The sequence below is a fragment of the Actinokineospora sp. UV203 genome (assembly GCF_056323665.1).
In genome coordinates, this window is sequence record NZ_CM150484.1 from 2,854,794 (window position 1) to 2,878,679 (window position 23,886).

General features: G+C 70.0%; 21 protein-coding genes. 5 read left to right on the forward strand and 16 right to left on the reverse strand.

What is annotated here, in order from left to right; all coding sequences use genetic code 11:
- Nucleotides 1–34 precede the first annotated feature (34 nt).
- Nucleotides 35–1,615 carry a M12 family metallo-peptidase gene (locus ACUZ2Y_RS13335; protein ID WP_476330597.1) on the reverse strand — a complete coding sequence of 527 codons (1,581 nt, stop codon included), beginning with the start codon at nt 1,613–1,615 and terminating at the stop codon, nt 35–37.
- 207 nt (nt 1,616–1,822) lie between these two features.
- Entirely contained in the window at nt 1,823–2,863 is a 1,041-nt protein-coding gene (locus ACUZ2Y_RS13340) for an MBL fold metallo-hydrolase (protein ID WP_476330600.1), read from the reverse strand.
- A gap of 107 nt (nt 2,864–2,970) precedes the next feature.
- On the opposite strand from ACUZ2Y_RS13340, the gene ACUZ2Y_RS13345 reads away from it, so the two are divergent.
- Nucleotides 2,971–3,906, forward strand: coding sequence for a hypothetical protein (locus ACUZ2Y_RS13345; protein ID WP_476330603.1), 936 nt, complete (start codon nt 2,971–2,973; stop codon nt 3,904–3,906).
- Here the strand turns inward: ACUZ2Y_RS13345 and ACUZ2Y_RS13350 are convergent, their stop codons facing one another.
- From ACUZ2Y_RS13350 to ACUZ2Y_RS13360, 3 genes are read right to left on the reverse strand one after another with little or no spacing between them, the layout of a single operon-like run.
- Nucleotides 3,907–4,857, reverse strand: a complete 951-nt coding sequence (locus ACUZ2Y_RS13350) for a TolB family protein (RefSeq protein WP_476330606.1) — start codon at nt 4,855–4,857, stop codon at nt 3,907–3,909.
- Nucleotides 4,854–6,056 carry an MFS transporter gene (locus ACUZ2Y_RS13355; RefSeq protein ID WP_476330609.1) on the reverse strand — a complete coding sequence of 401 codons (1,203 nt, stop codon included), beginning with the start codon at nt 6,054–6,056 and terminating at the stop codon, nt 4,854–4,856. Before ACUZ2Y_RS13355 ends, ACUZ2Y_RS13350 begins: the two co-directional genes overlap by 4 nt.
- 14 nt (nt 6,057–6,070) lie before the next feature.
- On the reverse strand, nt 6,071–8,587 hold the full coding sequence (locus tag ACUZ2Y_RS13360; protein ID WP_476330612.1) for a proprotein convertase P-domain-containing protein: 2,517 nt from the start codon (nt 8,585–8,587) through the stop codon (nt 6,071–6,073).
- Between the two features lie 262 nt (nt 8,588–8,849).
- Between ACUZ2Y_RS13360 and ACUZ2Y_RS13365 the strand changes: the two genes are divergently transcribed.
- Nucleotides 8,850–10,118 (forward strand): YibE/F family protein, encoded by a 1,269-nt coding sequence (locus ACUZ2Y_RS13365; protein ID WP_476330615.1) that lies wholly within the window; start codon nt 8,850–8,852, stop codon nt 10,116–10,118.
- Here the strand turns inward: ACUZ2Y_RS13365 and ACUZ2Y_RS13370 are convergent.
- The 4 genes from ACUZ2Y_RS13370 to ACUZ2Y_RS13385 all read right to left on the reverse strand — a co-directional run bounded on the left by ACUZ2Y_RS13370 (nt 10,041) and on the right by ACUZ2Y_RS13385 (nt 13,640).
- Entirely contained in the window at nt 10,041–10,700 is a 660-nt protein-coding gene (locus ACUZ2Y_RS13370) for a 4'-phosphopantetheinyl transferase family protein (protein WP_476330618.1), read from the reverse strand. The genes ACUZ2Y_RS13365 and ACUZ2Y_RS13370 overlap by 78 nt on opposite strands.
- 96 nt (nt 10,701–10,796) lie before the next feature.
- Complete coding sequence (locus ACUZ2Y_RS13375) at nt 10,797–11,513, reverse strand: class I SAM-dependent methyltransferase (protein ID WP_476330621.1); 717 nt, start codon at nt 11,511–11,513, stop codon at nt 10,797–10,799.
- Nucleotides 11,514–11,677: 164 nt separating this feature from the next.
- Nucleotides 11,678–12,370: an SDR family NAD(P)-dependent oxidoreductase gene (locus ACUZ2Y_RS13380; RefSeq protein WP_476330624.1), complete on the reverse strand. Its 693-nt coding sequence runs from the start codon at nt 12,368–12,370 to the stop codon at nt 11,678–11,680.
- Nucleotides 12,371–12,554: 184 nt separating this feature from the next.
- A complete protein-coding gene (locus ACUZ2Y_RS13385; RefSeq protein ID WP_476330627.1) occupies nt 12,555–13,640 on the reverse strand; it encodes a class E sortase in 1,086 nt (361 codons plus the stop codon).
- Between ACUZ2Y_RS13385 and ACUZ2Y_RS13390 the strand changes: the two genes are divergently transcribed.
- The gene (locus tag ACUZ2Y_RS13390) at nt 13,623–14,084 is read left to right on the forward strand and encodes a hypothetical protein (protein WP_476330630.1); all 462 of its coding nucleotides are present in this window, start codon (nt 13,623–13,625) and stop codon (nt 14,082–14,084) included. The genes ACUZ2Y_RS13385 and ACUZ2Y_RS13390 overlap by 18 nt on opposite strands.
- A gap of 763 nt (nt 14,085–14,847) precedes the next feature.
- Here the strand turns inward: ACUZ2Y_RS13390 and ACUZ2Y_RS13395 are convergent.
- Genes ACUZ2Y_RS13395 through ACUZ2Y_RS13415 form a run of 5 tightly spaced genes read right to left on the reverse strand, consistent with a single transcriptional unit; the run spans nt 14,848 to nt 19,772 of the window.
- The gene (locus ACUZ2Y_RS13395; protein ID WP_476331773.1) at nt 14,848–15,570 is read right to left on the reverse strand and encodes a FadR/GntR family transcriptional regulator; all 723 of its coding nucleotides are present in this window, start codon (nt 15,568–15,570) and stop codon (nt 14,848–14,850) included.
- Nucleotides 15,554–16,321: a 3-oxoacyl-ACP reductase gene (locus ACUZ2Y_RS13400; RefSeq protein WP_476330633.1), complete on the reverse strand. Its 768-nt coding sequence runs from the start codon at nt 16,319–16,321 to the stop codon at nt 15,554–15,556. The genes ACUZ2Y_RS13395 and ACUZ2Y_RS13400 overlap by 17 nt, the downstream gene beginning before the upstream one ends.
- Before the next feature lie 10 nt (nt 16,322–16,331).
- Nucleotides 16,332–17,693, reverse strand: coding sequence for an aldehyde dehydrogenase family protein (locus ACUZ2Y_RS13405; protein WP_476330636.1), 1,362 nt, complete (start codon nt 17,691–17,693; stop codon nt 16,332–16,334).
- Nucleotides 17,690–18,427: a gamma-glutamyl-gamma-aminobutyrate hydrolase family protein gene (locus tag ACUZ2Y_RS13410; protein ID WP_476330638.1), complete on the reverse strand. Its 738-nt coding sequence runs from the start codon at nt 18,425–18,427 to the stop codon at nt 17,690–17,692. The genes ACUZ2Y_RS13405 and ACUZ2Y_RS13410 overlap by 4 nt, the downstream gene beginning before the upstream one ends.
- Nucleotides 18,408–19,772 carry a glutamine synthetase family protein gene (locus tag ACUZ2Y_RS13415; protein WP_476330641.1) on the reverse strand — a complete coding sequence of 455 codons (1,365 nt, stop codon included), beginning with the start codon at nt 19,770–19,772 and terminating at the stop codon, nt 18,408–18,410. Before ACUZ2Y_RS13415 ends, ACUZ2Y_RS13410 begins: the two co-directional genes overlap by 20 nt.
- Nucleotides 19,773–20,130: 358 nt before the next feature.
- Between ACUZ2Y_RS13415 and ACUZ2Y_RS13420 the strand changes: the two genes are divergently transcribed.
- Nucleotides 20,131–21,717 carry a S8 family peptidase gene (locus ACUZ2Y_RS13420; RefSeq protein WP_476330644.1) on the forward strand — a complete coding sequence of 529 codons (1,587 nt, stop codon included), beginning with the start codon at nt 20,131–20,133 and terminating at the stop codon, nt 21,715–21,717.
- Between the two features lie 60 nt (nt 21,718–21,777).
- On the opposite strand, the gene ACUZ2Y_RS13425 is transcribed toward ACUZ2Y_RS13420, so the two are convergent.
- Both ACUZ2Y_RS13425 and ACUZ2Y_RS13430 read right to left on the reverse strand, forming a co-directional pair.
- Entirely contained in the window at nt 21,778–22,140 is a 363-nt protein-coding gene (locus tag ACUZ2Y_RS13425) for a helix-turn-helix domain-containing protein (RefSeq protein WP_476330647.1), read from the reverse strand.
- A 151-nt stretch (nt 22,141–22,291) separates the two neighbouring features.
- Nucleotides 22,292–23,254, reverse strand: a complete 963-nt coding sequence (locus tag ACUZ2Y_RS13430) for a phosphotransferase (protein WP_476330650.1) — start codon at nt 23,252–23,254, stop codon at nt 22,292–22,294.
- A 45-nt stretch (nt 23,255–23,299) separates the two neighbouring features.
- On the opposite strand from ACUZ2Y_RS13430, the gene idi reads away from it, so the two are divergent.
- Nucleotides 23,300–23,881 (forward strand): isopentenyl-diphosphate Delta-isomerase, encoded by a 582-nt coding sequence (gene idi / locus ACUZ2Y_RS13435; RefSeq protein ID WP_476330653.1) that lies wholly within the window; start codon nt 23,300–23,302, stop codon nt 23,879–23,881.
- Nucleotides 23,882–23,886 lie beyond the last annotated feature (5 nt).

The window sequence follows — 23,886 nt, forward strand, 5'->3', positions numbered from 1 at the left end:
CCGAGGGGGCTGGGCGCCCCCTCGGCTTCGGCCGTCATCCCGTGTAATCCGACACCAGGCTCACGCCCGAGTAAGCGGAGTACCCGTAGAGGGTCACGTGGTAGGTGCCCGCCTGCGCCGTGGTGAAGGCGCACTGCTCGGTCGACGAGCTCGTGGTCGACCGGCAGTCGTAGGAACTGGTCGACGCGGCGCTGCCGAACTTCACGTACAGGTCCATGTCGCCGGTGCCGCCCGAGGTGGAGAACGACAGGTTCGTCGCGCCCGCGGGGACGGCCAGGGTGTACGCGGTCGACGATCCGCTCCCGCCGGACAGGCCCGTGACCGCCACGCCCTTGGTCAGCTGGTTGGTCGGGGTGGTGGTGCCGCCGCGGAAGGCGGCGATGGTGGCCTTCGTCTGCTCGAGGACCCTCGCGTTGTCACTGCGGTCGACGGTGCCCATCGCGACCCCGTTGTAGGTCTTGCGCGGGTTCGACCAGTAGTTGATGCGCGGGCAGCTCGGCGAGCAGTTGTAGGACATGATCGTGCGCCACGAGCTGCCGTACCGGTAGCCGTGGCCGTAGGCGTACGGCGTGTTCGACGAGTCGGTCGCCGGGTCGTGCCGGGCGGACTGCAGGTGGCCGATCTCGTGGCCGAAGCTGTAGTACCCGGTCGCGCAGCTCCGGGCCACCACGGCGAACGCGGTCGCCGCCGAGGACCCGATGCCCGAGGCGATGCCGCAGGACGAGCTGGCGTTGAGGACCAGCACGTTCACGTCGGCGGCGTGCTGGTCGCGCAGGGCGTGCACGCCGTCCATGTAGCCGTCGCTGGTGCCGCGGAAGCGGCTGAGGTCGGTCGACATGCCCGCCTCGGTGTAGTTCACCGTCGAATAGTGGGCCAGCTCCAGGGTGATCCCGACCCCGGAGTTGAGGTAGCCCTTGTTGGTCTCCGACACCGCGAGGTCGACCAGGGCACGCATGTCCCCGTTGTAGCCGTTCACGGCCTGCTGGGTCGCGACGACCTGTACCCGGATCACCGTGTTCGCCGCGACGCCCGCGCTTTCCGTCGCCGGCATGGCGGTCGTCGGCAGGCCGCCAACCACCCGCGGGTGGTCCTGCGGCATCTTCGACTCGTCGACCTTCAGCACCGCGTGCCGACCGCCCAAGACCGGATGGATCTGGTACAGCACACCGGAAACCCGGACCGTGCCGGTGACACCGTCGCCGGATCGCACCAGTGTCACGGAGTTGTACTCATCCGTGCCGACCTCGGCCGGACCACTGGATCGGGCGATCGCGGTCTCCCGCACCTGCCCGGTCCACAACGTGTTGCCACTCCCGGTGGTGCTCGCGTTGTCGCGCACCGCGGTGACCGTGCGGTCGCCGAGGTCCAGCGAGATCAGCTCGGTGCCGGCACCCACCGCCGCGGCGTTGGCACGCTTGATTCGAACCGCCGCGTTGGCGGGCCGTTCGTTGCGCAACTTGTCGGCTTGGCCGGCGTCGCGGGCGGTCGTGTCCTCGGCGAAAAGTGGGATGGCCACCGGACGCGGCTCGGCGGAGGCGGTGGGCAGGACCGCCAGGAAACTCACACCCAGCCCGAGAACGGCGAGTGTGGACAGGGTTTTCCGTCGTCGATTCATTACTCTCCCTCGCGCGACAACCCGACGCGTGCCCCACGCGAACAGGGGTCGGTGCGCAAGCTGTCGCGCACGGCGAGGCAGGCGCCGTGGTTGGTAATGAAGTTCGGACGTTATCCACGCGATCCCGCCGTGCACAGACGCGCGGCAGGGTTACCGCTTACCAGTTAACGGAAATCAGCGGTTTAGCGACGTATTGAAAGGGAGTGGTCAGCCCTTTTGGTCACCGGGCAGCGGAACGTACTCGACCACGCCGTCCACAGTGGACGATTTGAGTTCCCCGCGCACCACCAGAACATCCAGGTGCGCCGCCGTCTCCCCCACCGCGAGGGTGCGGTTGAAGGTGTCCAATTCAGCGAAAGCGCGGCCACGCCGGGTCCACGTGAGCCGGTTCGCCGCCTCGAACGCCGTCGCCGCGCCGTCGCGGACGACTGCCTCGGTCGCGGCGAGGCGCTCCTCGTGGTGCAGCAGCAGTTCGTCGACGCGGGTGTGGACGCTGTCGGTCACCGGGCCGTGCGCGGGCAGCAGGCGCATGTCGGGCAGGGTGCGCATGAGCCGCAGCGAGTCGAGGTAGGCGCCCAGCGGCAGTTCCGCGCGGGCGGGCTCGAAGCCGATCGACGGGGTGATGTGCGGCAGCACGTGGTCGCCGGAGAACAGCAGCGACGCCGCCGGGTCGGCGAAGACGACGTGACCGCGGGTGTGGCCCGGCGTCGGCACGGCCCGCAGGGTGCGGTCGCCGACCTCGATGTCCTGAGCGCCGGGGATCCAGTCGTCGGGCAGCTCGTAGGTCGACCTGGCCTGCTCGGAGTTCTCCCGGGTGTAGAGGCCCCGCAGCTTCTCCACCAGGTCGGCCGCGCCCCAGCGGGCGATCTCGGCGAGCTGGGCCTCGCCGGAGCCGCCGCGCACGGCGTCGAAGTTCGGCTGCTCCCCGACCCCGAGCGCGATCCGCCCGCCGAACATCCGCCGCAGCTCGACGGCCAGCGTGTAGTGGTCGCGGTGCATGTGGGTGATCAGGAACCGGCTGATGTCCTCGAACCCGTACCCGATCGAGCCGAGGGCCGATTCCAGCAGGTCGCGGGCCTCTTGCAGGGCCCAGCCGGAGTCGATGAGGACCAGCCCGCCCGCGCTTTCCACGGCGTAGACGTTCACCGCGTGCAGCCCGTCGTTCGGCAGCGGGAGCGGTATCCGGTGCACCCCGGGCGCGACCGGGAACGCACCTGGCTCGGTCCATGGACCTGATCCGGCACCCATCGTCGCCTCCCGAAGTAGTTGTCACCCGCAACGGTTTGTTCACCGAACAGTAGCAAGCCGCGCCGCGAGACCCTATGGTTCCTCGCGGGAACGCAGGAGGGAGCGCGATGCCGGTCGACCGCGAGACCACCGAGAGCAGGCGCCTGTCCCAGGCCTTGTCGACGGGCCCGTTCAGCCTGGCGCTGCGACTGGCCCTCAAGTCGAGCGGCCTGAGCCTCGACCGCGTCCAGTTCCGCCTCCGCGAACGCGACGCGGCGGTGAGCAAGACGGCACTGAGCAACTGGCAGAGCGGCCGCACCCAGCCCGAACGCCCCGACTCGCTGCGCGCGCTGGCCGTCTTGGAGGACATCGTCGGCGTCCCCACCGGGGCGCTGTCGAGCCTGCTCGGCCCACCGCGTCCCCGCGGCCGGTGGCTGGCGCAGAGCCCGGGCGAGATGCGCGCGGACCAGGCGTGGGCCCGACCGGACGGCTTGGCCAGGGCACTGCAGCGGATGGGCACCGGCATCGAGGCGATCAACCAAGTCGCGAAGATCGCCACGCATCTCACCTCCACGGTGGACGCGCAGCGGCGGATGCGGGCAATCGGCCACCACATCGTCCTGCGGGCCGAACGCGACGGGACCGACCGCTATACCGGGGCGTACCGAAGCGATGTCGGCGACTGTCTCGACATCACCGACACCATCGGCTGCCGCCCCGGCCGCAGACGCCAGGACACCGAGACCGGCTTCACCACCTACGAACTCCTGCTGGACCAGCCCGCGCGGGCGGGCGACCTGGTGGTGATCGGCTTCACGGTGCGCACGAACGCCGAGGAGCGCTACCACTCCCAGCGGCTCGGCCGGTCAAGCCGGGTCTACTCCGTGCAGGTCCAGTTCGACACCACCGCCCTGCCGGTGCGGGTCTACCGAACGTACCTGTCCTCGATCGGCGACGTCGCGCAGGAGGAGGTCGAAGTGCCATTGGGGGCCAGCTGCACCGCGCAGCACACGGTGCTGGACCCGGTGCCCGGTATCTACCGGCTGGCCTGGGACTGGGACTAGCTAGGGCGTGTCCTGTCCGACCGCGGCGGGTGAGGAAGCGTTGGCCCGCAACAGCTTGGGCTCACCACTACCGTCAGCGGGAACCGTGAGGATCCCCGGCGCCTCCCCCACCGCGACCGGCCGCGAATACGCGATCGTGGAGTCGTCGAGCCACGCCGCCTGATCGTCGACATGCGCCGCCTCCGCCAGCGCGGTCTCCTTCGACGAAGCCAGGTCGAGTACATGCAGCCGCCAGGTCTCCCCGAACCGCTTCTTGTAGGCGATCCTCGTGCCGTCCGGTGACAGCGATGGGCATTCAGCATTGCCGATCACCGACTTGAGCGTCCGCTCCACGAGGTCGCCGCGCATCAGGTAGGTCTTTCCCTCAGACCCGAGCGTCACATAGAACGTCCGATCGTCGTCAGCAAAAGTCGCACCCCAGAAGTTCCGGTCAACCGCATGATGCTCCACACCATCCACAAAGGACGTGAAGTCCTCCATCGACCCATACAGCGTCCCCGACCGCCGGTCGAAAATGCCTGTCGTAGTGGAGAAATATCCGGGCGCCATGTATGAGTCGCCTTCGCGGAACACCGTCCACCCGACCAGGTTCCCGGATTCCGAGACCCTGGCCCGGCTCGGCGTTCCGTCCAGTTTGATCACGCGCCGCACGGCCAAGTCGGGGCCGAGGACCTCCGCCTCGAAACTGGGCGGCACCGCCACCGAGCGCAGACACACCGTCGTCCCGGCCGCGGTGTAGGCCCGCAGGCAGGAACGGTCCGTGACCACCGCCGAGGCGGGGTCCGCCCGCGAGAGCTGCCCGACCTTGCCGCTGCCGTCGACAAACAGGACCGAGTCCCGCGCGGACAGGTCCAGTGACCCGGTCGCCGAGCTCCGCGAAGCCGACGCGACGTAGACCACCGCCACCACGCTCAGCGCGACGATCGCACCGATACCGATGATCTTCTTCACCGCAACCTCCAACTCACCACGACCGCGATCACAAGAACCACCGCATAACAAGCGAACGCGGGGCCGAGCCCGACCAGCGAGGCACCGACGCCGAACAGCACCGCGGCGACCGTCCGCGCCAAGGCCTGCCCGGTCTGCAGCACCGCCAGCCCGGATGCCTTGACCTCCTCGGGAAGCAGTGGGCCCGCGCACGCCATCAGCACCCCGTCGGTGGCCGCGTAGAACAACCCGTGCAGGCCCAATGCCAACACCAGCACCGGCCAGCCACCGAGACCCGACATCAGCAGCCCGTACACCGCGAGCAGCAACCCGTGTCCCACCAGGAAAACACGCCAGCGGCCGACCCGGTCGGCCAGCCTGCCCACGGGGATGGCCGCGCACAGGAAGGTGATCGCGATCGCCAACGGCAGCAGTGGCAACAGGTTCTGGGACACGCCGGTGCGCTGCTGGGCCGCGATCAGGATGAACGCGTCGCTGACCGTGGCCAGCCCGAGGAACATCGCGCACAGACACAGCCTGCGGTACTCCGGGCGCACCAGCAGCCGAACCCCATCACGCACGCTGATCTTCTTCTTCGCCGGCGCACCCACCGGCTGCTGGACCCAGACCAGCAGGATGACCAGCCCCACCATGGCGAAGCAGAAGCTGACCACGAACACCGCGTCGTAGGCCTGGGCGGTGACCGCGATCAGCACGAACGCCACGACCGGGCCGAGCAGCGCGCCGACCGTGTCCAGCATCCGGTGCACGCCGAACGCGCGGCCGAGCATGTCCGGCGGCGCGCTCATCGCGATGATCGCGTCCCGGGGTCCGGTGCGGATCCCTTTGCCCGCACGGTCAAGGGCGAGCAGGCCGCCGATGGCGCCGAGTGAGCCGCCCGCGGCGGGGAACCCGAGTTTGGTCACCGCGGACAGTCCATAACCGAACGCCGCCACCGTCTTCGGCTTGCCGGTGCGGTCCGCCGCGTGGCCGCCGACAAGCCGCAGCAGCGCGGTCGCGCCGGTGTAGAGCCCGTCGATCAAGCCCAGCTGCAGATAGCCGACACCCAGTCCGTAGACCAGGTACATCGGGAGGAACGCCGTGACCATCTCCGCGGAGATGTCGGTGAACAGGCTGACCATGCCCAGCGCGAGCACGGTCGACGGCACCTTCGCCGTCGACCGTGCCGCACCGCGCAGCGGCTCTGTGGTGACATACACCGCTGCTACCCGCCCTACGCCCGGGTGATCTTGACGTCGTCGACCTGCGCCTCGACCAGGCTCGGGGTGCCCGTGTCGTCCTCGGCCTCGATGAGGATGCGCACGCTCTGGCCCGCGAACTCCGACAGGTCGGCGGTCAGAGTCCGCCACGAGCCGTTGATGTGCGTGCCGTTGCCGCGCTGGTCGAGCACGACCTTGCTGGTCGACCCGACCACCGTGATCTTGAAGTAGTCGGCGGCGGCGGCGTTGGACCCGAACCCGACGCTCCAGCGCAGGGTCAGGCCCAGGGTGCCGCTGGGCAGCGTGATCGCGGGCGAGGTGACCGACGTGCGGCCGCCGTCGACGTCGTGCGTCCCAGCGCTCGACCCGGCCAGCCTGCCGGTCACGAGGTTGTTGACCCCACTGGTGGTGGTGCCCAGCTGCTTGTCGCCGGTCTCGACCGTCGCCTCAGGATCACCGCGCTCCCACAGGCCGGTCGTCGCGCTGTCCGCGGCGGACGCGTTGGTCTGCCAGCCCTTGGCCGACTCGAAGTCGTCGAAGAAGACGTCAGCGGGGTCGGAGGTGCCGCCGCCGAGGTTCAGCGACCAGGTGTCGATGGTGCCGACGTCCTGCGACGCCACGTCCTGCACGCGCAGCTTCCACGTGCCGTTCGCGACCTCGCCGGACACGTTCACCGAGTAGATCTGATCGATGTTGTCGGCGTCCGAACCGGACTTGTTGTGCAGCACCGAAGCGCTGCCGTCCGGCGCGACCAGGCTCACGACCAGGTCACCGATGTACGTGTGCTTGATGTGCACCTCGGCCTTGGACGTCGCCGAGGCGTTGCCCGCGCAGCCCGAGATCGTGATCGAGGACTCGACCGTGGCATTGTCCGGGATCGCGACGTCGGTTCCGTTGGTGCCCGAACAGGTTCCGCCGCCGCCACCGCTCGGGTTGACCGTGAGCGCGACGGTCGTGCTCTTCGTCAGGCTCCCAGAGGTGCCGGTGACCGTGACATTGGCGGTCCCGGTCGCGGCGGTGCTGCTCGCGTTGAGCGTCACCGTCGCCTCTGCGGCGCCGTTGGCGGGCGGGGTGACCGAGATCGGCGACACGCTCGCCGTGACACCGCTGGGTAGCCCGGAGACCGCCAGGTTGGTCGCGGCGTTGAACCCGCCAGAGCTGGTGACGGTGACCTTGGTGCTCGCCGACGCGCCCTGGACGACGCTGACCGCACTCGGGGTGGCCGAGAGCGCGTAGCTCGGGGTCGTCGTGTTGCCCTTGGCCTTGCAGGAACCCGTGAAGGTGTCGGTGAAGGTGCGACCCGCGACCGGGACGAAGTCGCCGCGGTAGCCGGTCGACGACAGGCCCAGCTTCAGCACGCCGTACGTGGTGTCGTTGCTGGACTCCACGTTGGACATGGGCTGGGTGAACGAGTAGGTCGCCTTGCCACCGGTCCCGACCAGGACCTGGCGGATACCGTTCGTCGCGTCGGCGGTGCCGTCCGGACGCTGCGGGGCGTACCGCTGGTAGTTGTGGTCGTGGCCGACGAGGATCAAGTCGGCCTTGTACTGGTAGAGGGCATCCCACAGTGGCTTCACAAACGTGCTGTTGCTGTGCGAGCCCCGGGTGAACAGCGGGTGGTGCCAGTAGGCGGCCGTGCACGGCTTGGTGCTCGCCGCGAGGTCCGTGCGCAGCCACTGCTCCTGTGCCGACCCCGCGGAGACGGGCACGGAGCTGCTGCTGCCGCTGTTGAGGGCGACGAAGTGCCAGTCGCCGACATCCCAACTGTAGTAACCCTTTCCGCGCGGGCCCGCCTTCCCATCGGGGTTGCCGGAGCCGTTGAAGTAGTCGAAGTACCCGGTGGCGCCGCTGGTCCCGTACTCGTGGTTGCCCGGGGTCGGGTGGATGATGTTGTTGAACTGGCCCCACGCCGGGGCATACTTGGTGTCGTAATCCCTCAGTGAGCCGTCCTCGTAGGCGTTGTCGCCCGCGGTGAACACCGCGGCCGGATTGATCGCCTTGACCACGTCCGCGGTCTGCGTGCAGTCGGACCCGCAGATGTCACCGGCGCCCGCGACGACGACATCGGCCGACGCGGTGCCCGACTGCAGGGAGTCGACCGCGAACCGGCTCTCCGCCGACGACAGGGCCGCGTCGACGGTGACACAGTTGCCGCGGAAGGACTTCGTGGACAACGACCGCCCGGTGCCGTGGGTGGCGGTGAGCGTGTAGCTCTCGCCGCCCGACGCGCGGACGGTCACCGTGTCGGCGCCCTTGAGGATCAGCCCCGAGAAGTGCGGGCGGACCCAGGCGGCGCCGTCCTGGCAGAACTGCCGGGAGTCCGTGCTCGGACCCGCGACGGAGTGGCGTTCGGCGCGCTCCGTGGCGCCCGCCTGGGCGACCTGCGGAACGGCATTGGCTGCCGCGACAGGGGTTTCCGCGGAATTCGCCACTGGTTGGGCGGCTACTGCCGCGACCGCGGACAGGCCCAACAGAGCCGCACCGCCGATCGCCACACCAGCTCGACGCCAGTGCTTTCGTTTATCGTTCACCGTTTCCGGCCTTCCTCGCGTGGTGGAATGCAGGGTGTTCCGAGACAGGAACGTATTCGGGTATTCACCACGAGCAATGGGTCCGGCGGCGCGATGCGGTGTTCCGTGAATGAACCGGCGACAACCGCACAGGTGGGGACCTTGATCCGGGAGATCAACGGCCGATTCGACGGACTGTTCCGAGTATTGGTTCGAAACGTTCCCGCTGGCCGTGCGGAACGACCTGGTTCCGGGCGCGTGCGCGCTGTGTTCTGATGCGCCCATGACCCAGCACGGCCATGGCCACGGCGACACGTCCGCGGTCGATTCCGACGACCGCGTCGCCCGCCGCGTGCGGCTCGTCGTCGCGGGCATCCTGTTGCCATTGCTCACGATCGCGACCGCGATGGTGATCTCGCTGTGGCCCGACAGCGGCGGCGTTGTCCAGCAGTCGATCCAGCAGGCCCGGGCGTCGGGCACGATCACGGCGCAGGCGCCTTGCCCGATGGCCCCGACCGACTGCGACATCGCGCATGTCGCAGTCGACGATGGCCCCGGCGCCGGGACGACCGTCGAGGCGCTGGTGTCGACGGCGAGCGGGGTCAAGGTCTCGGTCGGCGACCCGGTGATGATGGTGCACCGACCGGAGCGGCCGACGGTGTTCGAGCGCTACGAGGTGGTCGACCGGAACCGCACGATGCCGTTGCTGCTCCTGGGCACCGTGTTCGCGCTGGCGGTCATGGCCCTGTCGCGCTGGCGGGGCCTGGCCGCGCTGGGCGCGCTCGCGGTGTGCCTGCTGGGACTGACCGAGTTCGTGCTGCCCGCGATCATGCAGGGCGCGAACCCGCTGATCGTCGCCGTGTGCGGCGGCACGGTGATCATGGTCGTCGCGCTGTTCATGACCCACGGGATCAACGCGCGCACGGCGGTGTCCGCGGTGGGGACGGTGGCCAGCCTGGCGCTGACCGGGCTGATCGGGTTCTGGTCGCTGAGCCTGGCCGGGATCACCGGGCTGGGCAGCGACAACGTCGGATTCCTCAGCGGGTACCTGGTCGATATGGACCTGCAAGGACTGCTGCTGGCCGGGCTGGTGATCGGCGCGCTCGGCGTCCTCGACGACGTGACCGTCACCCAGGCCGCGGTCGTGTGGGAGCTGTCCGCCGCCGACCCGACCGCGTCGCGGGCCAAGCTGTTCGCGGCCGGTCTGCGGGTCGGGCGGGCGCATGTCGCGTCCACGGTGAACACGCTGGTCCTGGCCTACGCGGGCGCGGCGCTGCCGCTGCTGATCCTGTTCGCCGCCAAGGGACTTCCCGGCGACCACGTGCTCTCGACCGCCGCCGTCGCCGAAGAGGTCATCCGCGCGCTCGCGGGCAGCCTCGGCATCGTCGCCGCCGTACCGCTCACCACCGCGCTCGCCGCCCTCGCCGTAGCCTCCCGCCCCCCACGCGAGTCCTCACTTCCCGACAGTGAGTTCTCAGTTCCCGACGGGGAGGCTGATGGCGGTGATGACGAGACCCCGGTCGACCAGCCAGCGGCCCGAGAAACCCGCTAGCGTGCCGCTCTCGATGACCGGTCCGGGCACCATGAGCTCGGCCTCGAACGTGCCCGCCGGGTCGAAGGTGAGCCGGGCGTCGTCGAAGCCGAGCCACTTGTGGGTCAGCGGGAACCAGGCCTTGTAGACGCTTTCCTTCGCCGCGAACAGCAGCTTGTCCCAGTGCACCGTCGCGTCGGCGGCGGACAGTTCGGCCAGGTGGACGCGCTCCTCGGGCCGGGTCACCACCTTCTCGACACCGTCGGGCAGCCGCTGATGGGGTTCGGCGTCGATGCCCACGGTCAGGATGTCGGTGTCGCGGGCGAGCACCGCGGCCCGGTAGCCGGCGCAGTGGGTCATGCTGCCGACGACGCCGTCCGGCCAGCCCGGGGCGCCGCGCTCGCCGGGAAGGATGGGCGCGGGCGGCAGCCCCAGCCGCGCAAGCGCTTGCCGCGCGCAGTGCCGGGCGGTGGTGAACTCGCGCCGCCGCTTCTCCACGGACTTGGCGATCACCTGTTCCTCCTCCGGGAACAGGACCGCGTCCGGGGGGTCGTCGTAGGCCTCGACCGCGATCACGGCGGCGGGCAGGATGCGCTCGATCATCACGCCCGACCCTATCCGGCGGGGGCGTGCGTTGGCACGCGATCACGGAACCGTCCCCAGTGGGACGGTACGGGCGGCTCCGGTGATCCCGCGTCCTCAGCGCTGGTTGCGGGCGACCACGTAGTTCATCGGAAGGTCCAGCCTGCCGCCGTCGGGCAGGGTGTCGGTGCCGTGCAGGGTGATCGTGCCGGAATCGACGACGTCGATGCCCGCGCCGTCGAGGAGGGCCTCGAACTTGCCGTCCTGCCACGACGCGGGGGTCAGGCCATATCGGAAGACCCGCTGCAGCTTCGGGACGGCGTCGGCGGCCTGGCCGAGCGCCGACTGGATGGTTTGCGCGGCCGATGGCGCGAGCTCGGCGGCGAAGAGGTGGCCGGAGCCGCCCAGCAGGGTCGAGAGCGCGGCGACCGCGTCGGCGCGGATCTCGTCGGGCATCTGGTGGAGCACGCCTCGCATGTAGACGTTCACGTCGCCCAGCTCCTCGTGCAGCTCCGCCGCGCGAGGGGTGTCACCGAGGTCGAACTCCCGGAATTCGGCTGGGCTGTCGGCCTGCAGCGACCGCGCGTGCTCGATCGCCGCCTGCGCGAAGTCCATGCCCAGCACCCGGGGGAACGTGGCCGCCAGCGCGGCCGTCTGCGTCCCGTTGCCACACCCGATGTCGAGGACGGGGAGTCCCTCGGCGAAATGGTGTTGGAAGAGCGACAGCTGTGCCGTCGCGGTGATGGCGCCGTCGCTGTCCCAGACCGGCAGACCCTTCTCCCGCGGAAGATCGTGCCAGAAACTTTCCCAATTGGTCCGGACCGACTGTTCCATGTGTCCTCCGCCCGCTAACCCAATAGAGGTGTTTGGTTTACGGCTCAACGGGCGGCGGTGACAAGGGGTAGATCCACAGTTGGGCTTTTCAGGTGAACTTCCGTAACGCGACCACCCGATCTTGCGATCAAGGTCCCGCGCGGACACACGATGTGTCAGCCGAATCAGCTTGTGCCCGCGACCGGGATCACCCCACCCGAGATCGCTGATCCGTTGTGGCCACAGAGGAACAGGATCGTCTCGGCGATCTTCTCCGGGCGGACCCAGCCGGACCGGTCGGCGTCGGGCTGGTCCGCGCGGTTCGCCGGGGTGTCGATCACCCCGGGCATGATCGCGTTGACTCGCACACCGTCTCGGCCGTACTCCGCGGCCAGCGCGCCGACCAGCCCGGACACCGCCGCCTTCGCCGTGATGTAGCCCGAGGCGCCGGGAAACGGGTTCTGCGCGGCACGCGCCGAGACGCACACGACGGCGCCGCCGCCCGCCGCGATCAGGTGTGGCAGCGCGGCCTGGGTGACCAGGTACGTGGGCCGCAGGTTGATCCGCAGCATCCGGTCGAAGTCGTCGATCGGGGTCTCGTGCAGCCGCCCGCCCATCGCGAACCCGCCGACGAGGTTCACCACCGCGGCGAGCGGCGCGTGCGCGTCGGCCGCCGCGCGTTCGGCGCACGCGGCGACGTCGGCCTGGTCGAAGAGATCGGAGCGGACGAGTTCGAGCCGGTCATGGGTGCCGAGCCTGCCCAGTTCGGCCTCCACCATCCACGGCACCACGACCCGCCACCCGGCACCGAGGAACGCGCTCGTCACTGCCGAGCCCAGCCCACCGGTGCCCCCGGTGATCAACGCTGTCGAAGTCATGTCCCCAGTCTCACACCACCGCGCGAGTCCCACCTTCCCGACAATGAGTTCGCAGTTCGGACGCCGGCCTCGGTGTCGGGAACGGTGAACTCGGTGTCGGGAACGGTGAACTCGGTGTCGGGAACGGTGAACTCGGTGTCGGGAACGGTGAACTCGGTGTCGGGAAGGTGGGACTCGCGGTGGGTCAGCGGGTTTCGCGGAGTTCCGGGGGGAGGGCCGGGTCGGACTTGGGGTGCACGCGCACCAGGACGCCGTGCAGGATCATCCGCTGCCGGTTGGAGAACTTGGGGTGGCAGGTGGTCAGGGTGATCAGCTTCTGCCGCTGCTCGACCGGCGTCTTGGAAGCGAGGTTCCCCGGCACGGGGGCGACCACCGCGGAGTCGCGCGGGGTCACGATGCGGCGGCCGATGGCGGCGGCGTACTCACCGGTCAGCGGCTCGACCTTGGCCGACCCGGGGCCGCCCGCGCAGAACGGGTCGGTGCCGACCTGGGCCCAGTTCTTGGCGTCCTCCGCCGTGGGCAGCATCCGGTAGACGTACCAGTTGCCGCGCGTCTCGACGATCATCGCGTCGCAGGACTGGAGCAGGTCGAGGTCGTTGAAGGGGGCGCCCTTGCCGACCCGGTGACCGGCGACGCCGAAGTTGCCGGGCGCGCCGGGGGCGGCGGACTGCTTGTAGTGGCCGGGGCCGACCTCGAGGTTGGCCTCGGAGGTCCCTTCGACGATGGTGAACTTGTAGTCGGAGCCGAGGGCGGGGATGTAGAGCTTGGCGATGCCGTCACCGTCGGCGAACGTGAAGTGCTCGGTGCGCTCGGGTTCGGCGGGGGTCTGCCAGTCCTCTTCGAGGGCGCTGGTGACGTCGTTCTGCTTGCCCGCGGAGATCAGGTCGGTGATCCACACCTCGTAGACGACGAACAGCAGCACGACCATCCCGGCGGTGATGAGCAGTTCGCCGATGGAGCGCACGGCCAGGAGACCCGCACTGATCTTGGGGCGGGGCTCGGGATCGTCGTAGTAGTCGTCGTCCTCGTACTCGTCGTAGTCGTCGTCCAGGGTGGGGATGTACTCGGTGGGCGCGTCCGGGTCGACCCGAGGGGGCGGTGGGGGTCCCAGGGGACGCCCGCCTGCGCGGGCGGGGGCCGGGTGCCGGACCTGAGCGCCTGGGGGCGGGCCTGCGGGGTGACCAGGCTCACCGGCGAGCGGACGGAGCGGGGGGCGGCCGTGCTCACCTGGGAGTGGGTCGGCGGGACGACCTTGCTCACCTGGGATCAACGGGCGACCACGGTCGCCGGGGTTCAGGGGGCCCGCGGTGCGGCCGAGCTCGCCTGGGAGGGGCTCAGCGGGGCGGCTGCGCTCGCCAGGGATCGGCGGGCCGGCAGGCCGACCGCGCTCACCGTGGAATGGCTCGGCGAGGCGACCACGGTCACCTGGGACGGGCTGGCTTGGCTCCCCCATGAGTCGATCAGCGAGGCGACCGTGCTCGCCCGCGGCAGGCGGGATGACCGGCCGACCGGGCTCACCCGGGAGGGAATTCGCGGGGCGACCGTGTTCGCCGGGGTACGGAGGGCCGGTGGGCCGGATGTGCTCACCTGGCGCTGCGGAGCGCAGCGGCTGGGCAGCCGGGCGAAGGGGCTCCCCCGCGTGTGGGGAAACCGGCGGCGGCATCCGAGAGTCGCCCGTCGTCGGCGGGGTGACTCCGTCCGGTGCGCGACCTGAGGCGTCGCCTGCCTGCCACGGGGATGCTTCGGGAGCGGCAGGCGCGTGCCAGGCGGCGGTGTCGGCCGGGGGGCGAGCGCCGTCGAATCGGGGTCGGGCCGGGGCTTCGGGCGCCTGCCATGGCGCGGCGTCAGCGGGCGGCCGGTCAGCCGGATCGGCCGCGGGCCAGGCCGGCGTGCCCGCGGCGGCATCGACCGGTTGCCGCTGGTCAGCCTCCAGCGCCCGCCGACCTGACGCTGAGCGAGAAGGCGGATCGACCGGCGGCCACTGATCGGGCCCAGGGGACCCGCCCGCCGACCGACCAGGCAAATCTTCCGCCGACCACTGACCAGGCTCAGCCGAACCACCCGCAAGCGCGCCGCCTGAATCCGCCGACGACCACTGATCAGACCCAGGGGACCCACCCGCCGACCGACCAGGCAAATCTTCCGCCGGCCACTGACCAGGCTCAGCCCAACCACCCACCGCGCCGGCAGGGGCGTCCTCCGGTGTCCAAGCCTCCCGATCACGCGCGGCATCCCCACCAGGAAGCGGCGGCTCCGGGGGTCGGGACGGGCCGTCGGCCGGTGGCCGGGCCGGTGAATCGGGCGAAGAAGCGCGGGTGCGGGCGGGCGGGCGTACCGGCTCGATGACCACCGTGTGGTCGTCCGCCGGTCGCGGCCGAGGCTGTTGCTCTCGGTCTCCGTGCACCTGTTTTTACCTCGCATCCGCGCCGATGTCTTCCCACGAGGTTAGGACACCGGTGGGCGGAGAGTGACGGGTATCAGCACAGGAAGCCGCGCAGCAGCGACGCGGTGCCCTCCAGGTGTTCGGCCATCGCCGCCCTGGCGCCAGGGGAATCACCGCGCAGGATGGCGTCGATGATGGCTCGGTGTTGGTGTTCCGAGTGCTCGATGTTGGGGGCGATCAGCGGAATCGTGTCGAGCAGGGCGTTGAGCCGGGTGCGCGCGTCGGCGACCGCTGAGGTCAGCGACGGTGACGCGGTGGCCTCGGCGACGGCCAGGTGCAGCCGGGAGTCCTTGCGCCGGTACTCCCGCGGCCCGGCCGCCGCGCAGTCGTCGAGGCGGGCGCAGAGCTGGCGGCGGTCTTCGCCGCTGAGCGCCCGGCCCGCGGCGACTTCGGCGGCGCCGGTCTCCAGGGCCCAGCGCAGGGTGAGGGCGTCCTCCAGTTCGGCGGCGACCCCGGTGGGCGGGTCGGCCGGGACCCTCGTGGGCAGCACCGCGCTGACGAACGTGCCGCCGTACCGTCCCCGCCTGCTCTCGACGTACCCGGATTCGTGCAGCACCCGCAGCGCCTCGCGGAGCGTCACGCGGCTCACGCGCAGCCGGGCGGACAGCTCGCGCTCGGGCGGCAGCCGCCCGCCTGGGCCGATCACGCCCAGGCGGATGGCCTGCAGCATCCGCTCCATCGTCTCCTCGAACGCGTTGCCCGTGCGGACCGGCCGCAGCAGCGCGTCGGAGAGCCGATCCTCAGAGGGGGGTGACATACGCACCGGAGATCCCGCCGTCGACCAGGAACGACGACGCGGTCATGAACGACGAGTCGTCGCTGGCCAGGAACGCCACGGCGGCGGCGATCTCCTCGGGCTCGGCGAACCGGCCCATCGGGATGTGCACGAGCCGCCGGGCCGCTCGCTCAGGGTCCTTGGCGAACAGCTCCCGCAGCAGCGGGGTGTTCACCGGCCCGGGGCACAGCGCGTTGACCCGGATGCCCTCGCGGGCGAACTGCACTCCCAGCTCCCGGCTCATCGCCAGCACCCCGCCCTTGGACGCGGTGTAGGAGATCTGCGACGTGGCCGCGCCCATCACCGCGACGAACGACGCGGTGTTGATGACCGACCCCTTGCCCTGCGCGCGCATGTGCCCGATCGCGTGCTTGCAGCACAGGTACACCGACGTCAGGTTGACGTCCTGCACCCGCTGCCAGGCGTCGAGGCCGGTGGTGAGGATCGAGTCGTCGTCGGGCGGGGAGATGCCCGCGTTGTTGAACGCGATGTCGAGCGAGCCGTAGGTGGCGACGGCGGTCCCGAACAGCGCCTCGACGTCGGACTCGCTGGTGACGTCGGTCCGGACGAACAGCCCGTCGACCTCCTCGGCGGCGGCCTTGCCGGCGTCCGGGTCGATGTCGGCCACCACCACGCGGGCCCCCTCCGCGGCCAGTCTGCGCACCGATGCCAGGCCGATCCCGCCTGCCCCGCCGGTGACGACCGCGACCCGGCCCTCAAGACGCTTGCTCATGCTGTCCCTTTCAGTCTTCCGTGCTCAGGAACACGTTCTTGGTGTCGGTGAACGAGGCCAGCGCGTCCGGCCCGAGTTCGCGGCCGAAGCCGGACTGCTTGAAGCCGCCGAACGGCGTCCAGTACCGCACCGACGAATGCGAGTTGACCGACAGGTTGCCCGCGTCGACCCCCCGCGACACCCGCAGCGCGCGGCCGACGTCGCGGGTCCAGATCGACCCGGACAGACCGTATTCGGTGTCGTTGGCCAGCCGCAGGGCGTCGGCTTCGTCGTCGAACGGCAGGACGGCGACGACCGGCCCGAACACCTCGTCGGTGACCGCCCGGTGGTCCGGGTCGATGGGCGCCAGGACCGTCGGCGGGAACCAGAATCCCGGCCCCTCGGGCGCGCTGCCCCGAAACGCCACGTCCGCATCATCCACATAGGACTCAACTCGGTCGCGGTGGGCCGCCGAGATGAGCGGCCCCATCTCCGTCGCGTCCGCGCCCGGGTCGCCGACGACGACTCCCTTGACGGCCTTCTCGAACAGGCCGAGGAACTTGTCATAAACCTTGCGCTGCACCAGAATCCGTGACCGCGCGCAGCAGTCCTGGCCCGCGTTGTCGAACACCGCGTACGGCGCCGTCGCCGCGGCCTTCTCCAGGTCGGCGTCGGCGAAGACGATGTTCGCGTTGTTGCCGCCCAGTTCCAGGGTCAGCCGCTTCACCTGGTCGGCGCAGCCGGCCATGATCTGCTTGCCGACCTCCGTGGACCCGGTGAAGACCACCTTGCGCACCAACGGATGCGTGACGAACCGCTGCCCGACCACCGAGCCCTTGCCCGGCAACACCTGGAACACATCCTCCGGAATCCCGGCCTGGTGCGCCAACTCCGCCAGCCGCAACGCGGTCAGCGGCGTCAGCTCGGCGGGCTTGAGCACGACTGTGTTCCCGGCCGCGAGGGCGGGCGCGAACCCCCAGGACGCGATCGGCATCGGAAAGTTCCACGGCACGATCACACCGACCACGCCCAGCGGCTCGGCGAAGGTGATGTTCACCCCGCCGGGCACCGGGATCTGCCTGCCGAACAACCGTTCCGGCGCGGCCGCGTAATAAGTGAGCACGTCGCGGACGTTGCCCGCCTCCCAGCGCGCGTTGCCGATCGTGTGACCGGCATTGGCGACCTCGAGCCGGGCCAGGTTCTCCAGGTCGGCGTCGACCGCGTCGGCGAAACGCCGCAGCAGCCGTGCCCGGTCTCCCGGCGCGACCGCCCGCCACCCCGCGAACGCCGCGTGGGCGCGGGCGACGGCGGCGTCGGTCTCGTCGACGCCGACCAGGTGGACTGTCTCCACCGGCTCGGCGGTCGCCGGGTTGATCACGTCGTACGCGGTCACTGTCGCTCCAGATCCTCTCTGCGCAGCCTGGCGGCGGCCACCAGTGCCGCGAACAGGCGGCTGTCCTCGATGTTCTGCTCGGGATGGGACTGCACGCCGATGATGAACCGCGCGCCGGGCACCTCGACGGCCTCGACCGTGCCGTCCGCGGCGGTCGCGACCACGGCGAGACCCTCGCCGATCCGGTCGAGGGACTGGTGATGGTGGCACTGCACGGTGACCACCCGGCCGAGGATGCCCGCCAGACGGCTGCCGCGGCGGATGGTCACGTCGTTCTTGCCGAACCGGGCGATCGCGGGTTGGTGGTCGGTGTTCGCGACCTGCTCGGGGGTGTGCTGGTGCAGGGTGCCGCCGAGGGCCACGTTGAGCAGCTGCATCCCCCGGCACACCGCGAGCACCGGCAGGTCGAGCTCGCGCGCGGCGGCGAGCAGGTCCAACTCGGCGTCGTCGCGGGTGGGCTGCGGGGTGCCTGTGGTCGGGTGCGGGTCCTGGCCGTAGCGGGTGGACTCGATGTCGGCGCCGCCGGAGAGCACCAGCCCGTCGAGCCAGCCGACAGTCTCCGCGCGCCAGTCGCCCAGCGGGGGCAGCAGCACCGCGTTGCCGCCCGCCGCGCGGACCGACTCGACGTAGCTGCGGTGCAGGACGACCGCCTCGGTCTCCCAGATGCCGAAAGTGGAGTGCTCCAGGTAGGTGGTGATGCCGATTATGGGCGGGCTAGAGCCGTTCGAAGCCACGGATGCGCTCCCAATCGGTGACCGCCGCGTCGTAGGCGGCCTGCTCCACGTGGGCGGCGTTGAGGTAGTGCTCGACGACCTCGTGGCCGAACGCCTGCCGGGCCACGGCGCTGTCGTCGAACAGGTCCGCCGCCTCCCGCAGGGTTCCAGGGACCCGCGGTTTCGCTGAGGCGTAGGCGTTTCCGGTGAACTCTGGCTCCAGCGGCAGATCGTTCTCGACCCCGTGCAGCCCGGCCGCGATCAGCGCGGACACCGCGAGGTACGGGTTGACGTCGCCGCCGGGCACCCGGTTCTCGAACCGCAGCGACTCGCCGTGGCCGACCACCCGCAGGGCGCACGTGCGGTTGTCGCCGCCCCACGCGATGGCCGTCGGCGCGAAGGAACCCGGCGCGAACCGCTTGTAGGAGTTGATGTTCGGCGCGAGGAGGTACGTCAGCTCGCGCAGGCAGGCGAGTTGACCGGCGAGGAAGCGCTCCATCAGCGGCGAGAAGCCGTGCGGACCGTCGCCGGCGAAGACCGGGTCGCCGTCGGTGGAGCGCAGGCTCAGGTGGATGTGGCAGGAGTTGCCCTCGCGCTCGTTGTACTTCGCCATGAACGTGAGGCTTTTGCCCTGCCGCGCGGCGATTTCCTTCGCCCCCGTCTTGTAGATGCCGTGGTTGTCGCAGGTGGTCAGGGCGTCGGCGTAGCGGAAGGCGATCTCGTGCTGACCGGGGTTGCACTCGCCCTTCGCCGACTCGACGTACATCCCGGCGCCGGACATCGCGTTGCGGATCTCGCGCAGCAGCGGCTCGACCCGGCCGGTGCCCAGCAGCGAATAGTCCACATTGTACTGATTGGCCGGGCTGAGGCCCCGGTATGCCTTGTTCCACGCGTCTTCGTAGGTGTCGTCGAAGACCAGGAACTCCAGTTCGGTGCCGACGAACGCGGCGAGCCCGAGGTCGGCGAGCCGGGCGAGCTGGGCGCGCAGGATCTGCCGCGGTGAGACCGCGACGGGCCCGTCGTCGACGCGGTCGATGTCGGCTAGGACCAAGGCCGTGCCCGGGTGCCACGGCAGCACCCGCAGCGTGGCCAGGTCGGGCCGGAGCACGAAGTCGCCGTAGCCGGTCTCCCATGAGGACATCCGGTAGCCGTCGACGGTGTTCATCTCGACGTCCACGGCCAGGAGGTAGTTGCACGCCTCGGTGGCGTGGTCGAGGACCTCGTTGAGGAAGTACCTGGCCGAGCACCGCTTGCCCTGCAGCCTGCCCTGCATGTCGGTCATGGCGACCAGGACCGTGTCGATCTCGCCCGACTCGACGAGTTCGCGCAGGCGGGCCACAGACAGCAGGCCTTCAGTGTCGCGCATGGCCGAACCTCTCCGCAAAGGTCTGACTGGTTCCCCATTGAAACTCCGGCTCCACGCATGCTCGCAGCGCCCACTCCGGCCCGCAACCACCGATCGGGGAACATCAACCGAACGAGCCTCGCCCGTGGACGCCGACTCACCCGGCACCGGATCGCTCGCCAAAGGACCGACTTCGAGCCTTTGCGCCGGTGGGAGAAGAACGTGGAATGGGAATTAACTGTTCAAAACCCGCGGGCAGTTAACCGTTGTAAACCCGAGTGATCACGAACAAGACTGACCGGGTTCTCCTTAACCCCTTGCCTGAGGGTTCTCCATCGAGGGCTGGAGCCTCAGGCGACCCTGCAGAGGAGTCAGTCGTATGCGCATGTCCCGAACCAGGGTGGCGGTCGCCGTCACGGCGGCCGCGGCCACTGTCGGAGCCACCTTCGCCCTGGCTGTCCCGGCCACGGCGGCGGAGGCCCAGATCCTGAACGAGAACTCGGCGAACGCCATCAAGGACAGCTACATCGTCATGCTCTCCGGCGGCCAGTCCCGGGCCGTCGCCGCCTCCGCCGACAGCTTGGGCCGCAAGTACGGCGGCAAGGTCGGCTTCACCTACGAGTCCGCGCTGCGCGGCTTCTCGGTCACCCTGTCCGCGGCGCAGGCTCGCAAGCTCGCCGCCGACCCGGCCGTGGCGTCGATCGAGCAGGACCGCACCATCCAGATGCTGACCGACCAGCCCAACCCGCCGTCATGGGGTCTGGACCGGGTCGACCAGCGCGACCTGCCGCTGAACAGCAACTACTCGTACGCGACCGGGGCGTCCAACGTCACCGCGTACGTGATCGACACCGGAATCAACTACGACCACGCCGACTTCGGCGGCCGGGCCAGCCTGGGCACCGACGTGTTCACCGACGGCCAGGCGGGCAAGGACTGCCAGGGCCACGGCACGCACGTCGCGGGCACCGTGGGCGGCAAGACGTTCGGCGTGGCCAAGGAGGTCAAGCTCAAGGCGGTCCGGGTGCTGAACTGCCAGGGCGGCGGTTCGGTGTCGGGCATGGCCAAGGGCGTGGACTGGGTGACCGCGAACGCGGTGCTGCCCGCCGTGGCCAACATGAGCCTCTACACCGGTGTCAAGAACGAGCCGAGCACCGTGCTCGACACCGCGGTGAAGAACTCGATCGCCAAGGGCGTCACCTACGCCGTCGCGGCCGGAAACTTCGGCGACGACAGCTGCCAGTACAGCCCGCAGCGGGTGTCCGAGACGATCAACGTCATGGCGTCGAACAGGACAGACGGCCGGGTCAGCAACAGCACGTGGTCGTCGAGCTACGGCACCTGCTCGGACATTTTCGCCCCGGGCGACAGCATCGTCTCGGCGTCGCACTCGAGCACCACTGGCAGCTCCACCAAGAGCGGCACGTCCATGGCCTCCCCGCACGTCGCGGGCGCGGTGGCGCTGTACCTGGCGGCCAACCCGACGGCCACCCCGAAGCAGGTCCACGACGCGCTGATCGCCAACGCCACCAGCGGCAAGGTGACCAACGCGGGCACCGGATCCCCGAACAAGCTGCTGTTCGTCGGCGGCGGCGGCGACGTTCCCCCGCCCACCGGCTGCGCCACCCAGACCAACGGCACCGACGTCGCCATCCCGGACGCGGGCGCCGCGGTCACCAGTGACATCACCATCTCCGGCTGCACGGGCAACGCCTCGGCCACGGCGAAGGTCGACGTCAACATCAAGCACACCTGGCGCGGCGACCTGGTCGTCGACCTGGTGGCCCCGGACGGCTCGGCCTACCGGCTCAAGGCGTCCTCGTCGAACGACTCGGCCGACAACGTCATCGCGAGCTACACGGTGAACCTGTCGTCCGAGGTCCGCAACGGCACTTGGAAGCTGAAGGTCCAGGACGTCGCCCAGTACGACACGGGCAACATCGACACCTGGAGCCTGACCCTGTAACCAGCGAACACGTCCCGGGCCACACTCAAGTCGAGTGTGGCCCGCGGCGCGTTTCGGCCTTCAGCCGAATGCCGCGGTCCGATCAATCTCTGGCGCCGACACCGTGACGTCGTGATCATCGAAGTCGGCGACCAGTTTGAGCTTGCCGCCGAGCGCCATGACGTACCTGGCAAGCGTGTCGACCTCCATCTGCCCGACGTCGCCGTTCTCGAGTTGGCTCACCCGAGGCTGGCTGATCCCCATGGCCGAAGCGATCTGCGCCTGGGACAGCCCGACCTCCGCGCGAAGCTGGGCAAGCCGGAACCCAAGGATGTACGCCTGCGTACGTGTGCGGGCCTCTGCACCGGCGGCCGCGACATCGCGACCAGTCTCACTGTCGCGCTGAGCCTTCTCCGCCTTGACGTCTTTCCACGGACGGGCCATCACTCAGTCCTTCCCTGCGACGTTCCGCACCTCGGGCCGATCAAGGTGTGACTCTTCGCGACCACGTAGGCCAGTGGTCTGCTCCACGAGATCCACGCTCTCCGCGTCCTCCTCGCAGAGCCGCCTGACCAAGTTTGCCATAACCTCAGTCTTATATTGCTGGACACTCGCTATCGGCGGGCCAGGCGGTGGACCAGCGGGTTTCGAGGCGATTGGCCAGCGTGGCGACGAGGGGTGCGACGTCCGGGACGTCCAGTTCGATCACCATTCGCAACCGGTGAAGGAGCCGCTCTCGGGCGGTCATCGGGCCCCAGCTCCAGTCCTCCGCCAGCACTCTCGCGAACTGGTCGCGCACGCCCCGCTGGATGCGTTGGACAAGGGCGTCACCGCGCAGGAGCCAGGCCACGCAGTGGTCGGTGAGGGCGCCTGGGACGTCCGTGCCGGTGATCTCCCGCCAGGTCTCGAAGTAGGCCGACTCCGCCGAGGCGATCACTTCCGGTGCCAGGACGGTGCTGTATCCGCAGGTGGGGAAGGCCATGCGGAGGTACGCCAGTTCGGCCAGGCCCGCGCCGCGGCCGGCTTGTTCGAAGTCGATGAAGTGCACGCCGCCGGGACTGACCAGCAGGTTTCCCGGGCACGGGTCGCCGTGGAGAAGGGCCGATCCGCCGGTGGCGACGCGGGCCAGCAGGGAGCGCAGCGCGTGCTCGTCGGCGGCCGAGGGGTGGACGCCGACTTCGGTGCACAAGCGCAGGAACGCGATCAGGTCCGCTTCCCCTGGCGCGTCGGCGGCGGGCAGGGACCGGGTCGGGGTGACGGCGTGCAGGCGGGCGAGCGCGCGGGCGTAGGTGAGCGGGTCGGGAAACACGCTCGTGCTCTCGATGTACTCCAACACGGTGACTTTCGCGCCCGCGTCCGCGTCGAGGACCTTGGGGGCGAGAGCGGCTTCGGCAGCCGCTCGCAGGGCGACGAGTTCGCGGTGGAAACGGGTGTCGGCGTTGTGTCCCAACAGCTGTTTCACCACCACCCGACGGTCGGCGAGGTCGACAACCCAGACCTGTGATCCGGGACTGCTCGACAACGGGTCGACGCGGCGCGGGCGCCCTAGGCCAAGCATGCGGCCCAGGTTGCCTGACCCCACCCCGGCAGGCAAAGTATTACCGTGATCACGGAGCAGGTACTGCTGCTGGACGAGACCGGCCAAGGGATCGGCACCGCCGACAAAGCCGAGGTGCACCACGCGAACACGCCGCTGCATCTGGCGTTCTCCAGCTACGTCTTCGATCCCGACGGGCGGTTCCTGATCACCCAGCGGGCCTCGCACAAGAAAACCTGGCCCGGCGTCTGGACGAACTCCTGCTGCGGCCACCCCGGCCCCGACGAGCAGATCGCCCTGAGTGTGGCGCGCAGGCTGTCCGACGAGCTCGGGCTCGCCGGACCGCACCACCCCGAGCTGATCCTGCCCCGCTTCCGCTACCGCGCGGTGATGGGCAACGGCATGGTGGAGAACGAGATGTGCCCGGTGTACCGGGTCGTCGTCACCACCGACCCGGTGCCCAACCCGGAGGAGGTCGACGCCGCGGAGTGGGTGTCGTGGACCGAGTTCAGCGAATCGGTGCTCGCCGGGACGCGGGCGGTCTCGCCGTGGAGCGTGCTGCAGATCAGCGAGCTGACCCGACTCGGGCCCGACCCGCTGGCGTGGCCGGTCGGCGACCCCGACGAGCTGCCGATCGCCATCCGGTAATCGCG

Excerpts from the sequence above, each read along its gene's own strand:
- ACUZ2Y_RS13335 (WP_476330597.1), bottom strand. The coding sequence starts at position 1,615 with ATGAATCGACGACGGAAAACCCTGTCCACACTCGCCGTTCTCGGGCTG.
- ACUZ2Y_RS13340 (WP_476330600.1), bottom strand. The coding sequence starts at position 2,863 with ATGGGTGCCGGATCAGGTCCATGGACCGAGCCAGGTGCGTTCCCGGTC.
- ACUZ2Y_RS13345 (WP_476330603.1), top strand. The coding sequence starts at position 2,971 with ATGCCGGTCGACCGCGAGACCACCGAGAGCAGGCGCCTGTCCCAGGCC.
- ACUZ2Y_RS13365 (WP_476330615.1), top strand. The coding sequence starts at position 8,850 with ATGACCCAGCACGGCCATGGCCACGGCGACACGTCCGCGGTCGATTCC.
- ACUZ2Y_RS13370 (WP_476330618.1), bottom strand. The coding sequence starts at position 10,700 with ATGATCGAGCGCATCCTGCCCGCCGCCGTGATCGCGGTCGAGGCCTAC.
- ACUZ2Y_RS13375 (WP_476330621.1), bottom strand. The coding sequence starts at position 11,513 with ATGGAACAGTCGGTCCGGACCAATTGGGAAAGTTTCTGGCACGATCTT.
- ACUZ2Y_RS13380 (WP_476330624.1), bottom strand. The coding sequence starts at position 12,370 with ATGACTTCGACAGCGTTGATCACCGGGGGCACCGGTGGGCTGGGCTCG.
- ACUZ2Y_RS13395 (WP_476331773.1), bottom strand. The coding sequence starts at position 15,570 with ATGTCACCCCCCTCTGAGGATCGGCTCTCCGACGCGCTGCTGCGGCCG.
- ACUZ2Y_RS13400 (WP_476330633.1), bottom strand. The coding sequence starts at position 16,321 with ATGAGCAAGCGTCTTGAGGGCCGGGTCGCGGTCGTCACCGGCGGGGCA.
- ACUZ2Y_RS13415 (WP_476330641.1), bottom strand. The coding sequence starts at position 19,772 with ATGCGCGACACTGAAGGCCTGCTGTCTGTGGCCCGCCTGCGCGAACTC.
- ACUZ2Y_RS13420 (WP_476330644.1), top strand. The coding sequence starts at position 20,131 with ATGCGCATGTCCCGAACCAGGGTGGCGGTCGCCGTCACGGCGGCCGCG.
- ACUZ2Y_RS13425 (WP_476330647.1), bottom strand. The coding sequence starts at position 22,140 with ATGGCCCGTCCGTGGAAAGACGTCAAGGCGGAGAAGGCTCAGCGCGAC.
- ACUZ2Y_RS13430 (WP_476330650.1), bottom strand. The coding sequence starts at position 23,254 with ATGCTTGGCCTAGGGCGCCCGCGCCGCGTCGACCCGTTGTCGAGCAGT.